This window comes from Pseudoxanthomonas mexicana, assembly GCF_046736355.1.
Classification (GTDB): Bacteria; Pseudomonadota; Gammaproteobacteria; order Xanthomonadales; family Xanthomonadaceae; genus Pseudoxanthomonas_A; species Pseudoxanthomonas_A mexicana_B.
The window spans coordinates 529,026-541,509 of record NZ_CP157201.1 but is presented as its reverse complement, the minus strand read 5'-3'; the positions used below and the strand labels follow the sequence as shown (position 1 = coordinate 541,509).

The window sequence follows — 12,484 nt, the reverse complement described above, 5'->3', positions numbered from 1 at the left end:
GCATGGCCGGCGCACCGCCGTCCGTCGCCCGGCGTTTCGGCCATGCCGGCGGATGGAGGACTTGTCAGGCCGGCTGCAGGTTGGCGTAGGCCAGCACCAGCCACTTGCTGCCGTCGTTGTCGAAGTTGACCTGCACGCGCGCGTGCGCGCCGCTGCCCTCGTAGTCGGTGACCACGCCGCTGCCGAACTTGGGATGCACGACGCTGGTGCCGAGCTTGAGCGCGGGCGCTTCCAGCGCGGCATGGCCGAGGTTGCGCGGCGCGCCCAGCGAGGCCGGCCGCGACACCTGCACCTTGGGCCGCACCTCGTGCAGCAGCTCGCGCGGGATCTCGCGCAGGAAGCGCGACGGCACGTTGTAGTTGTCCATGCCGTGGATGCGGCGCGACTCGGCGTAGCTGAGCACCAGCTTCTGCCGCGCGCGGGTGATGCCGACGTAGGCCAGCCGGCGCTCCTCCTCCAGCCGCCCGCTTTCCTCGATGGAGCGCGCGCTGGGGAACAGCCCGTCCTCCAGCCCGGCCAGGAACACCAGCGGGAATTCCAGCCCCTTGGCCGAATGCAGCGTCATCAGCTGCACGCCGTCCTCGCCGGCCTGCGCCTGGCCTTCGCCAGCCTCCAGCGAGGCGTAGGCGAGGAAGGCGACCAGTTCGGTCATGCCCTGGCTTTCCTCGTCCTCGTCGGGACGGGTGAAGCGCGAGGCCACCGACACCAGTTCGTCCAGGTTCTCGATGCGCGATTCCGAATCCAGCCCGCCGCGGCTCTCCCTGGCCCAGTGATCGCGCAGGCCCGATCGCATCAGCACGTGGTCGATGCGCTCCTTCAGTTCCATCTGCGCGGTCTCGCCGGCCAGCGTGTTGATCAGCGTGACGAAGCCGGCCAGCGCGTTGCGCGCGCGCCCGGCCAGTTCGCCTGCCTGCGTGCACGACATCGCCGCTTCCCACAGCGACAGCGACTGCGCGCGCGCGCAGCGGCGCACCTCGTCCAGCGTGCGATCGCCGATGCCGCGGGTGGGGGTGTTGACCGCGCGCTCGAACGCCGCATCATCGGCACGGTTTGCGATCAGCCGCAGGTAGGCCAGCGCATCCTTGATTTCGGCGCGCTCGAAGAAGCGCATGCCGCCGTAGACGCGGTACGGCATCTGCTCGGCAATCAGCGCCTCTTCGAACGCGCGCGACTGCGCGTTGCTGCGGTAGAGCACCGCCGCCTCGCCGTGGCTGCCGCCGTCGCGCACCCACTGGCGGATGCGCTCGATGACGTAGCGCGCCTCGTCCATCTCGTTGTAGGCCGCGTACAGGTCGATGGGGTCGCCGTCGCCGCTGTCGGTCCACAGCTGCTTGCCGATGCGGTCGGGGTTGTGCGCGATGACCGCGTTGGCGGCACTCAGGATATTGGCGCTGGAGCGGTAGTTCTGCTCCAGCCGGATGGTCTGCGCGCCGGGGAAGTCCTTGAGGAAGCGCTGCACGTTCTCCACCCGCGCGCCGCGCCAGCCGTAGATGGCCTGGTCGTCGTCGCCGACCACGAACACGCGCCCGGAATCGCCGGCCAGCACGCGCACGAAGGCGTACTGGATGGCGTTGGTGTCCTGGAACTCGTCGACCAGGATCTCGCGGAAGCGCGCGCGGTAGTGCGCCAGCAGCGCGGCGTTGTCGCGCAGCAGCTCGTGCGCGCGCAGCAGCAGCTCGGCGAAGTCGACCAGGCCGGCGCGGTCGCAACGCTCCTGGTAGGCGGCGTAGGCCTGGCGCAGCGTCTCGGTCCACTCGTCGCGCGGCTCGGGCTGGATGTGCTGCGGCCGCCGGCCCTCGTCCTTCTGCTGGTTGATCCACCAGACGATCTGCTTGGGCGGGTAGCGCGCCTCGTCCAGCTCCAGCGCCTGCGCCACCCGCTTGACCAGCCGCAGCTGGTCGTCGCTGTCCATGACCTGGAAGCCTTCCGGCAGCTTCGCGTCCTGCCAGTGCAGGCGCAGCAGGCGGTGGGCCAGGCCGTGGAAGGTGCCGATCCACATGCCGCGGCTGCCGTTGCGCAGCTGCAGGTCGGCGCGGTGGCGCATCTCGCCGGCGGCCTTGTTGGTGAAGGTCACCGCGAAGATGCCGTGGGTCGGCACGCCGTGGACTTCGTTGAGCCAGGCGATGCGGTGGGTCAGCACGCGGGTCTTGCCGGAGCCGGCGCCGGCCAGCACCAGGTAGTGGCCGGGCGGCGCGGAAACGGCCTCGCGCTGGGCGGGGTTCAGGTGATCGAGCAGGTGAGAGACATCCACCGCGGCATTTTACAGGAGCCCGTCCCTGTGGGAGTCGTGCCGGCATGCCGGCACGGGTGAGTCGCGATGGGCTTTCCCATGAAAGCCTCGTCGCGACTCACGTCGCTCCCACCAAGAGGCCTCAATCCGCGGCGTGCTCGCGCTTGCTGGCGCCGTGGGTCATCAGCTTGTCGGTCCAGGCGATGCCGATGGCCGAGAGGATGAACACGATGTGGATGATGGTCTGCCACATCACCCCGGCCTCGGTGAACTTGCTGCCGGGCTGGCCCAGGTCGCCCACCTCGATGAAGGTCTTGAGCAGGTGGATGGAGGAGATGCCGATGATCGCCATCGCCAGCTTGACCTTCAGCACCGAGGCGTTGACGTGGCTGAGCCACTCCGGCTGGTCCGGGTGGCCTTCCAGGTTCAGCCGCGAGACGAAGGTCTCGTAGCCACCGACGATCACCATCACCAGCAGGTTGGAGATCATCACCACGTCGATCAGGCCGAGCACGATCAGCATGATCGCCACCTCGGCGGTCGGCCCGCCCTCGGCCAGGGCGGCGGCCTGCGCGGCCTGGTCGCCGTTGAGGAACACCTGGTGCACCAGGTGGACCAGTTCGACGCCGAACTGCCAGACATACACCGCCTGCGCGAAGATCAGGCCCAGGTACAGCGGCAGCTGCAGCCAGCGCGAGGCGAAGATCAGGTTGGGCAGGAAGCCGAGGCGGCCGGGGGAAGGCTGGGTCATGGACGGGACGGTGTTTGCGGGGGACGCGGCAGGGTAGCGGCCGGCGATGGCACTGCCAAGATGGAGCGCGGGGCTACACTGCCGTTTTCGCCGGGAGACCGCCATGATCGACCTGTACTACTGGCCCACGCCCAACGGCCACAAGGTGACCCTGTTCCTGGAGGAGGCCGGGCTGGACTACGCGATCAAGCCGGTCGACATCGGCAAGGGCGAGCAGTTCCAGCCGGCATTCCTGGCCGTCTCGCCCAACAACAAGATGCCGGCGATCGTCGACCACGCCCCGGCCGATGGCGGCGTGCCGATCAGCGTGTTCGAGTCCGGCGCGATCCTGCTGTACCTGGCCGAGAAGACCGGCCGCTTCCTTCCCGCCGATGCGCGTGGCCGGGTCGCGGCGCTGGAATGGCTGTTCTGGCAGGTGGCCGGGTTGGGGCCGATGAGCGGGCAGATGGGCCATTTCAACGTCTATGCGCCGGAGAAGATCCCGTACGCCATCGACCGCTACGGCAACGAGGTACGCCGCCTGCACGGCGTCATCGACCAGCGCCTGTCGCGGCACGCATACCTGGCCGGCGACGAATACGGCATCGCCGACATGGCCAGCTACCCGTGGATCGAGGCCTACGACGCGCTCAAGCCCGACTACCCGGCATTCCCGCACCTCAAGCGCTGGCACGACGCGATCGCCGCGCGACCGGCCACGCAACGCGCCTATGCGCTGAAGGACCAGGTCAACCCCGACGCCGGCAAGCCGCTGGACGAGGAGGCGCGCAGGCACCTGTTCGGCCCGCGTTGACCCGCCGGGGCGGCGCAGGCCGCGCCACCCCCCGCGCCACATCCGATAAAGTCGCCGGTCCACGCCCGCGAACGAATGCCATCGCCAGGAAACCCATGCGCACGCTGATCGCCACCCTCGCCCTCATGCTCACCGCCCCGAACGTCCACGCCGAGAAACTGACCCTGGAAGCCATCACCGCCAGCACGCCGCTGGCCGGGCCGTCGCTGGCGCAGCCGCGCATCGCGCCGGACGGTTCGCGGGTGACCTTCCTGCGCGGCAAGGACAGCGACGGCAACCGCCTGGACCTGTGGGAATACGACGTCGCCGCCGCGCAGACGCGGATGCTGGTCGATTCGGCGGTGCTGCTGCCGGGCGAGGAGGTGCTCAGCGACGAGGAGAAGGCGCGCCGCGAGCGCCAGCGCATCGCCGGCCGCAGCGGCATCGTCGCCTACCACTGGGCGCCGGACGGCAAGTCGCTGCTGTTCCCGCTGGGCGGCGAGCTGTACCTCTACGACCTGCGCAAGTCCGGCCAGGATGCGGTGCGCCAGCTCACCCGCGGCGGCGGCTTCGCCACCGATCCGAAGATCTCGCCGAAGGGCGGCTACGTCAGCTTCATCCGCGCCCGCGACCTGTGGGTCATCGACTTGGCCAGCGGCAAGGAGATCCGGCTCACCGGCGACGGTGGCGGCGCCATCGGCAACGGCGTGGCCGAGTTCGTCGCCGACGAGGAGATGGGCCGCCACACCGGCTACTGGTGGGCACCGGACGACTCGGCGATCGCCTTCGCCCGCATCGACGAGAGCCGGGTGCCGGTGCAGAAGCGCTACGAGGTCTACCCGGATCGCACCGAGGTCGTCGAGCAGCGCTATCCGGCCGCCGGCGATCCCAACGTCGCCGTCCGCCTCGGCGTGATCGCGCCGCGCCAGGGCGCCAAGGCGCGCTGGGTGGACCTGGGCGCCGAGACCGACATCTACCTGGCGCGGGTGGACTGGCGGGATCCGCAGCGGCTGACCTTCCAGCGCCAGTCGCGCGACCAGAAGAAGCTCGAGCTGATCGAAGCCACGCTGGCCACCGGCAAGCAGCGCACGCTGATCACCGAGACCAGCGCGACCTGGGTGCCGCTGCACGACAACCTGCGCTTCCTTGCCGACGGCCGCTTCCTCTGGGGCTCGGAGCGCAGCGGCTACGAGCACCTCTACCTGGCCTCGGAGGACGGCGCCACGCTGACGCCATTGACCGCTGGCGAATGGGTGGTCGACGCGCTGCTGGCGGTGGACCAGGACGCCGGCACCGTCTATTTCAGCGGCACCCGCGACGGCGCCACCGAGACCCACGTCTACGCCGTGCCGCTGGCCGGCGGCGAGATCCGGCGGCTGACCCGCAAGCCGGGCGTGCACGCGGCCACCTTCGCGCGCAACGCCAGCGTCTACGTCGACAGCTGGTCCAATCCGCAGACGCCGCCGCAGATCGAGCTATACCGCGCCGATGGCGAAAAACTGGCCACGCTGCTGGCCAACGATCCGGCCGCGCCGGATCACCCGTACGCGCGCTACCGCGACGCCCACCGCCCGGTCGAGTACGGCACGCTGACCGCCGCCGACGGCGCCACCCCGCTGCACTACAGCCTGATCCGGCCGGCCGGGTTCGACGCGGGCAAGCGCTACCCGGTGGTGGTGTTCGTCTACGGCGGCCCGGCCGCGCAGACCGTCACCCGCGCCTGGCCCGGCCGCAGCGACGCGCTGTTCAACCAGTACCTGGCCCAGCAGGGCTACGTGGTGTTCTCGCTGGACAACCGCGGCACCCCGCGCCGCGGCGCGGCCTTCGGCGGCGCGCTGTACGGCCGCCAGGGCACGGTGGAGGTGGACGACCAGCTGCGCGGCGTGGAATGGCTGAAGTCGCAGCCGTTCGTCGATCCGGCGCGCATCGGCGTGTACGGCTGGTCCAACGGCGGCTACATGACGCTGATGCTGCTGGCCAAGCATAGCGACGCCTACGCCTGCGGCGCGGCCGGCGCGCCGGTGGCCGACTGGGCGCTGTACGACACCCACTACACCGAGCGCTACATGAACCTGCCCGCGGCCAACGTCAAAGGTTACCGCGAGGCCAGCGCGTTCACCCACCTCGACGGGCTGACCTCGCCGCTGCTGCTGATCCACGGCATGGCCGACGACAACGTGCTGTTCACCAACAGCACGCAGGTGATGGGCGAGCTGCAGAAGCGCGCGCGGCCGTTCGAGCTGATGACCTATCCCGGCGCCAAGCACGGCCTGCGCGGGGCCGACCTGCTGCACCGCTACCGGCTGACCGAGCGCTTCTTCGATCGCTGCCTGAAGCGCTGATGCGCCGATGATCCCACCGGCGGTCGCCATCGCGCCCGTCGGCAAGACGGATCAGGGATTGCCCGGCGCCGGCTGCGCGCCCGGCGGCACCCAGATCGCCATGCCGGCGGCGCGCTTCTGCGTGGTCGGAATGCCGACCCCGACGCTGCCGCCGCTGTGGCGGCCATAGCTGCCGGCGCCGACCGACATGCCCACCGGCGATCCGCTGGATCCCACGCCCATCAGCACCACGCCGTTGGCGCCGAGCGCGGCGGCCTCGCGCTTGAGTCGGGCCACCGCCGCGTCGGTCTGGCCCTGGGTGCCGAAACCGACCGCGCTGGACGCCTCGATCTGGGCGATCTCGATCGCGCCGGCCGGCGGGGTGTTGTAGACCTGCACCTGCGCCGGGTCGATGGCCGGGCGGGCCTGGCCCAGCATCACCCTGGAAGTGCTGGCGCAGCCGCCCAGGGCGATGGCCAGTGCGAGGAATGCGACAAGACGAAGCGCCATGACGGTGTCTCCCGGTAGATGCGGCCCATAGTCGGCCGGCCGCGCTGAATATCCCCCATCCGCCGTCAACGCCGGGTGCGCATGGCGCGCGCGCTATCATTGGCACCCATGCGTTCCTTCCGCTTTCCGACGAGTGCCCGCCTGCCATGAGTGCCGTTCCCGGGCCCGAACACGGGCCGCCCCGGCTGGCCGTCGACTACGTGCATGCCCCTTCCCCGGACTCGCTGCTGACCCTGCCCGAGACGCTGGCGGTGTTCGGCTTCGGCGCGCTGGCGCCGGCGCGCGAGCGGGTGGCCGACGCGCGCTACCTGCGGGTGCCGCTGCCGCCGCTGTCCGGCGCCGCGCCGTACGAGATCTGGCGCGCCGGCGGGCCGGTCGCCCGCGCGGTCGACGACGGCATCGCCCACGCCAGCGACGGCGAGCTGCAGTTCGGCGCGCTGGAACTGGCCGAGGGCGAGCACGGCATCCTCGCCACCGCCGAGGAACTGTACGGCCGCGCCAGCGCGTTCTGGCGCGCCAGCGGCCATCCGCACCTGCTGCGCATCTGGAACTACTTCGACGCCATCACCGACGGCGACGGCGACGACGAGCGCTACCGCCAGTTCTGCATCGGCCGGGTGCGCGGGCTGGGCCAGGTGGACACCGCCACCCTGCCGGCCGCCACCGCCATCGGCTGCCGCGACGGCAAGCGCGTGCTGCAGGTGTACTGGCTGGCCGCGCGCACGCCCGGGCTGCCGCTGGAGAACCCGCGCCAGGTCAGCGCCTGGCGCTATCCGCGCGAATACGGCCCGCAGTCGCCGAGCTTCGCGCGCGCGCTGCTGCCGGACTCGCCGCGGCTGCCGCTGCTGCTGTCCGGCACCGCCAGCATCGTCGGCCACGCCTCGCGGCATGCCGATTCGCTGAAGGCGCAGCTGGACGAGACGCTGACCAACCTCGACAGCCTGATCGCCGCCGCGCGCGAGCGGCACCCGGGCCTGTCGCCGCACCTGGACGCCGGTTCGCGGCTGAAGGTGTACGTGCGCGACGCCGAGGACGCCGACGCGGTGCGCGCGCAGCTGCAGGCGCGGCTGGGCACGGCGGTGCCGATGCTGATGCTGCAGGCCGACGTGTGCCGGCGCGAACTGCTGGTCGAGATCGAGGGCATGCACGGCGTGCAGGCTTGACCCCGGCGCCGCCAGCCTGCATACAGGCGGCGCGCGCCGCGATGGCTGCGCCATCCCTTCCTTGCAACCGATGGAGTCGCAACCGTCATGGGCCTGATTAGCTTGCTGTGGGGCATCGTCTCGATGCTGTGGATGATCCTGGCGCTGATACCGCTGCTGGGCTGGGGCAACTGGTTCCTGATCCCGTTCGCCGCGGTCGGCGCGATCATCGCCGCGATCGGCATCGCGCTCACCGCGCCGGGGCGCCGCGGGCGCGCCAAGACCGGCTTGATCCTCAACGTGGTGGTGATCGTGGTGGCGGTGACGCGGCTGGCGCTGGGTGGCGGCGTCATCTGATGCGGTGTAGCGCCTTGCCAGGGCATCCGGTCGCGGCGAGCCGAGCAGGCTCGGCTCTACAAGGATTGATAGAGCCCAACTTGTTGTAGAGCCGAGCTTGCTCGGCTCCGGCCGTGAGCGCAGGCGTATCATGGACGCCTTGCCCCGGAGACGAAGATGGCCTATCCGCATACCCGCCCGCGCCGCATGCGCCGCGACGATTTCTCCCGCCGGCTGATGCGCGAGCACGCGCTGAGCGCCGACGATCTGATCTACCCGGTGTTCGTGCATGAACTGGCCGGCCGCGAGGCGGTGCCGTCGATGCCCGGCGTCGAGCGGCTGTCGATCGACGAACTGCTGAAGGTCGCCGAGCAGGCCGCCGAACTGCGCATCCCGGCGCTGGCGCTGTTCCCGGTCACCGCGCCGCAGGCCAAGTCGCTGGCCGCCGAGGCCGCGTGGGACGACGACGGCCTGGCCCAGCGCGCGGTGCGCGCGCTGAAGTCGCGCTTCCCCGAGCTGGGCGTGATCACCGACGTGGCGCTGGATCCGTTCACCACCCACGGCCAAGACGGCATCATCGACGAGACCGGCTACGTGCTCAACGACATCACCGTCGAGGCGCTGGTCAGGCAGGCGCTGTCGCACGCGCGCGCCGGCGCCGACGTGGTCGCGCCCAGCGACATGATGGACGGCCGCATCGGCGCGATCCGCGAGGCGCTGGAGGCCGAGGGCTTCGTCCACACCCGCATCATGGCCTACTCGGCCAAGTACGCCTCGGCGTTCTACGGCCCGTTCCGCGACGCGGTCGGCAGCGCCGGCAACCTCGGCAAGGGCAACAAGTACACCTACCAGATGGATCCGGCCAACACCGACGAGGCGCTGCACGAAGTGGCGCTGGACATCGACGAGGGCGCCGACATGGTGATGGTCAAGCCGGGCATGCCGTACCTGGACGTGGTGCGGCGGGTGAAGGAGGAGTTCGGCGTGCCGACCTTCGCCTACCAGGTCAGCGGCGAGTACGCGATGCTCAAGGCCGCCTACGCCAACGGCTGGCTCGACGAGCGCGCCTGCACGCTGGAGGCGCTGACCGCGTTCAAGCGCGCCGGCGCCGACGGCGTGCTCAGCTACTTCGCGCTGGACGCGGCGCGCTGGCTGCGCGAGGCGCGCTGACCGGCGGCGCTACCGCAGGCAGTCGCCGTCGCCATCGGCCGGCGGCGCGCGCATGCGGTAGATGTCGAGCCCGCCGGCCTTGGGCGCGCGCGCCGAGCCGGCGACCAGCAGTTCCGACGGCTTGCCGGCATCGACCACCGGCCCCGAGGTACGGCCCTCGGCGGTGTTGAACGACAGCGCCAGCGGCTGCACGTCGGCATACGCGCCGCCGCGGCAATGCGCCAGATGGAGGCGAACCGCTGCCCCGGCCTCCCGCGAACGCGCGAACACCAGCGCGCGGCCGTCCTGCAGCCAGGCCGCGTCGGTTTCGTCCTGCGCGCTGTCGATGCCCGGCAACGGCCGCGGTTCGACGAAGGCGCTTTCGTCCCGCCGCGCGACGAACAGGTCGAACCCGCCGGCGCCGCCGTGGCCGTCGCTGGCGAACAGCAGCCGCCGGCCATCGCGCGACAGCGTCGGCGCGGCCTCGTCGCCACGCGTGTTGACGCCCGGCCCGAGGTTCTCCACCGGGCCGAAGCCGCCCTCGGCCAGCACCGCGGCGCGGTACAGATCACCGCCGCCGTGGCCGCCGGGCCGGTTGGAGACGAAGTACAGCCAGCGGCCGTCGGCGCTGAGGAACGGGGCGGACTCGTCGGCCGGGGAATTGATCGGCAGCGGCGCCGCATCGGCCCAGCGCCCTTCGCGCAGCACCGCCTGCCACAGGTCGCGGCCACCCGCGCCGCCGCCGCGATCGCTGTCCCAGACGATGCGGCGGCCGTCCGGCGCGACGCTGGCGCGGCCCTCGTCGGCGCGGGTGGAGACCACGCCCATGCCTTCGATGCCGTATTCGGACAACTGCGCCCGCGCCGTGCCAGCGGTTAGACTGGCCACAGACACGGCCGCCATGATGATGACGCGTTTCATCGGTCCGCCGCCTTCCCATTGCCAGCGGGGTTTATACCAAGCATGTCCATTCGCCGTTATGCCGTCTTCGGCCATCCCGTCGTCCACTCGCTGTCGCCGCGGATCCACGGCGCGTTCGCCCGGCAGACGGGCATCGCCCTGGACTACGCCGCCATCGACGCCACGCCGGAGGATTTTCCCGCCGCGCTCGAGGCCTTCACCGCCAGCGGCGGCGCCGGCGCCAACGTGACCCTGCCGCTGAAGGAGGCCGCGTTCGCGCTGTGCGCGCGGACCAGCGAGCGCGCGCGCCGGGCCGGCGCGGTCAACACCCTGACCCGCAGCGACGGCCAGTGGCATGGCGACAACACCGACGGCGCCGGGCTGGTGCGCGACCTGATGGACCGGCAGGGCCTGGACCTGCGGGTCAACCGCGCGCTGCTGCTGGGCGCAGGCGGCGCCGCGCGCGGGGTGGCGCCGGCGCTGCTGGACGCGGGCATGGACGAGCTGTGGATCGTCAACCGCAATCCGCAGCGCGCCGACGCGCTGGTCGATGCGCTGGGCGAACCGGGGCGGGCGATCTCGCGCTACTGGGAAGACCTGGGCCGGCTCGGCGACTTCGATCTCGTCATCAACGCGACCTCGGCCGGGCGCGAGGGCGCGGCCGCCTTCGCGCTGCCGTTCACCCTGACCAACGACCGCACCGCCGCCGTCGACCTGAACTACGGCGAGGCGGCGATCCCGTTCCTGGCCTGGGCGCGCGCGGCCGGTTGCCGGCGCACCGTCGATGGCCTGGGCATGCTGGTCGAGCAGGCGGCCGAGAGCTTCCACGGCTGGCACGGCATGCGCCCGGAAACCGATCCGGTCTACGCGGCACTGCGCGAACGCGACGCCACCCTGGTGACCGGGGACTGACGGTTGTCCGTGGGAGCGACGTGAATCGCGACCGGACCGTGGGATGACGGCGCATCCTCGCTGACCGATATTCTGCAGTCGCGATTCACGCCGCTCCCACAAAAGGCGTCATGCGGGGTGGCTACAGCAGGCCGTCGCGCTTGAACGCCAGGTAGCGCTCGACCAGCGCCGCCGGCAGCTCGTCGCTGCCCACGTCCAGCACCATCACCCGGTGGCTGCGCAGCGCCTCGTGCGCGGCGGCGCGCTGCTCCAGGTAGCGGGCGACCGCGCCGGCGCGGATGGCGCCGGGCAGGTCCCGCACCTCGTCCTCCAGCGCCCGGTCCAGCGACTGCTCGCGCAGGCTCGCCACGCAGACCAGGTGGCGCTTCTGCAGCAGCCGCACCGCGGCCAGCAGATCCTCGATGTCCTCGTCGCGCACGTTGGTCACCAGCATCACCAGCGCGCGCCGGCGCTGGCGCAGCGACAGTTCGGTGGCGGCCGCCAGGTAGTCGGTGGCGACCGCGCGCGGCTGCAGGTCGTAGCTGGCGCGCAGCAGCGTGTCCACCGCGCCCATGCCGCGCTGCGGCGCCACCCAGCGCGCGTCGCCGCCGCTGGCGAACAGGCCGACCGCATCGCCCTGCCGCAGCGCCAGGTAGGACACCACCAGCGACGCGTTGAGCACGTGGTCGAAATGGCCCAGCGCGTCCTCGCGCGCCAGCATGCGCCGGCCGGTGTCGATCATCATCACCAGCTGCTGGTTCTTCTCGTCCTGGTATTCGCGCGAGATCAGCTTGCGCGAGCGCGCGGTCGCCTTCCAGTCGATCTGGCGCAGGCTGTCGCCGACCCGGTACTCGCGCATCTGGTTGAAGTCGGTGCCCTCGCCGCGGCGGCGCCGGAGGTGTGCGCCAACCAGCCGCGAGGCCTGTTCGGCGCTGAACAGCGCGAAACGCGTCAGCGGCGCGAAATTGGGATAGACGCGCACGCGCTGCGGCGTGCCGGCGACGCGCGATTGCCGCCACAGCCGCAGCGGCGAATGCAGGCGCAGCTGCACGCCCTCGAACACCGCGTCGCCGCGCTCGACCGGGCACAGGCGGTAGTCGAAGCCGGTGACGCTGCCGGCGGCCAGCGACAGCCGGCGCGGCAGGCCCTGCATCGGCCAGCCGCCCGGGTGCAGGTCGTAGACGTCCACGCGTTGCGCGCGCGCCGGCGATTCGAAGGCCAGCGAGACCTCGCGCCAGACGCCGAGCGCGAGCGCGTCGGGCACCTGGCGGATCGCCTGCGGCGTCGGCCGCGCGCGCAGCCGCCAGGCGTCCAGGATCGCCAGCAACGCGATGGCCGCGCCGATGCCCTGCCATGCGGCCGGCGGCAGGCCCAGGTAGAGCAGCGCCAGTCCTGACAGTCCCCACGCCGCCAGCAAGGCGATCAGCAAGGGCGCCGGCCTCATGGAACGGCCCCTTCCCCCGCCTGCGGGGGAAGGCCGGG

General features: G+C 71.5%; 11 protein-coding genes. 6 read left to right on the top strand and 5 right to left on the bottom strand.

Annotated elements, in window-relative coordinates; all coding sequences use genetic code 11:
* Nucleotides 1–64 precede the first annotated feature (64 nt).
* Together uvrD and AAG688_RS02350 are read right to left on the bottom strand one after the other, a co-directional pair.
* Nucleotides 65–2,251, bottom strand: coding sequence for a DNA helicase II (gene uvrD / locus AAG688_RS02355; protein WP_411833768.1), 2,187 nt, complete (start codon nucleotides 2,249–2,251; stop codon nucleotides 65–67).
* A gap of 121 nt (nucleotides 2,252–2,372) precedes the next feature.
* Nucleotides 2,373–2,981 (bottom strand): TIGR00645 family protein, encoded by a 609-nt coding sequence (locus tag AAG688_RS02350; RefSeq protein WP_411833767.1) that lies wholly within the window; start codon nucleotides 2,979–2,981, stop codon nucleotides 2,373–2,375.
* A 103-nt stretch (nucleotides 2,982–3,084) separates the two neighbouring features.
* Between AAG688_RS02350 and AAG688_RS02345 the strand changes: the two genes are divergently transcribed.
* Both AAG688_RS02345 and AAG688_RS02340 read left to right on the top strand, forming a co-directional pair.
* A complete protein-coding gene (locus AAG688_RS02345; protein WP_411833766.1) occupies nucleotides 3,085–3,774 on the top strand; it encodes a glutathione binding-like protein in 690 nt (229 codons plus the stop codon).
* A 95-nt stretch (nucleotides 3,775–3,869) separates the two neighbouring features.
* The gene (locus tag AAG688_RS02340) at nucleotides 3,870–6,095 is read left to right on the top strand and encodes a DPP IV N-terminal domain-containing protein (RefSeq protein ID WP_411833765.1); all 2,226 of its coding nucleotides are present in this window, start codon (nucleotides 3,870–3,872) and stop codon (nucleotides 6,093–6,095) included.
* A gap of 51 nt (nucleotides 6,096–6,146) precedes the next feature.
* Here AAG688_RS02340 and AAG688_RS02335 read toward each other — a convergent pair whose 3' ends face one another.
* Nucleotides 6,147–6,584, bottom strand: coding sequence for a hypothetical protein (locus AAG688_RS02335; RefSeq protein ID WP_411833764.1), 438 nt, complete (start codon nucleotides 6,582–6,584; stop codon nucleotides 6,147–6,149).
* Between the two features lie 146 nt (nucleotides 6,585–6,730).
* Between AAG688_RS02335 and AAG688_RS02330 the strand changes: the two genes are divergently transcribed.
* The 3 genes from AAG688_RS02330 to hemB all read left to right on the top strand — a co-directional run bounded on the left by AAG688_RS02330 (nucleotide 6,731) and on the right by hemB (nucleotide 9,232).
* Nucleotides 6,731–7,747, top strand: coding sequence for a pteridine-dependent deoxygenase (locus AAG688_RS02330; protein WP_411833763.1), 1,017 nt, complete (start codon nucleotides 6,731–6,733; stop codon nucleotides 7,745–7,747).
* Between the two features lie 87 nt (nucleotides 7,748–7,834).
* Nucleotides 7,835–8,083, top strand: a complete 249-nt coding sequence (locus tag AAG688_RS02325; protein ID WP_411833762.1) for a hypothetical protein — start codon at nucleotides 7,835–7,837, stop codon at nucleotides 8,081–8,083.
* Between the two features lie 156 nt (nucleotides 8,084–8,239).
* Nucleotides 8,240–9,232: a porphobilinogen synthase gene (gene hemB, locus AAG688_RS02320; protein ID WP_411833761.1), complete on the top strand. Its 993-nt coding sequence runs from the start codon at nucleotides 8,240–8,242 to the stop codon at nucleotides 9,230–9,232.
* 9 nt (nucleotides 9,233–9,241) lie between these two features.
* On the opposite strand, the gene AAG688_RS02315 is transcribed toward hemB, so the two are convergent.
* A complete protein-coding gene (locus AAG688_RS02315) occupies nucleotides 9,242–10,132 on the bottom strand; it encodes a TolB family protein (RefSeq protein WP_411833760.1) in 891 nt (296 codons plus the stop codon).
* Between the two features lie 42 nt (nucleotides 10,133–10,174).
* Here AAG688_RS02315 and aroE point away from each other — a divergent pair, with 42 nt between their 5' ends.
* Nucleotides 10,175–11,023, top strand: coding sequence for a shikimate dehydrogenase (gene aroE / locus AAG688_RS02310; RefSeq protein WP_411833759.1), 849 nt, complete (start codon nucleotides 10,175–10,177; stop codon nucleotides 11,021–11,023).
* A gap of 121 nt (nucleotides 11,024–11,144) precedes the next feature.
* On the opposite strand, the gene AAG688_RS02305 is transcribed toward aroE, so the two are convergent.
* The gene (locus tag AAG688_RS02305; RefSeq protein WP_411833758.1) at nucleotides 11,145–12,446 is read right to left on the bottom strand and encodes a DUF58 domain-containing protein; all 1,302 of its coding nucleotides are present in this window, start codon (nucleotides 12,444–12,446) and stop codon (nucleotides 11,145–11,147) included.
* Nucleotides 12,447–12,484 lie beyond the last annotated feature (38 nt).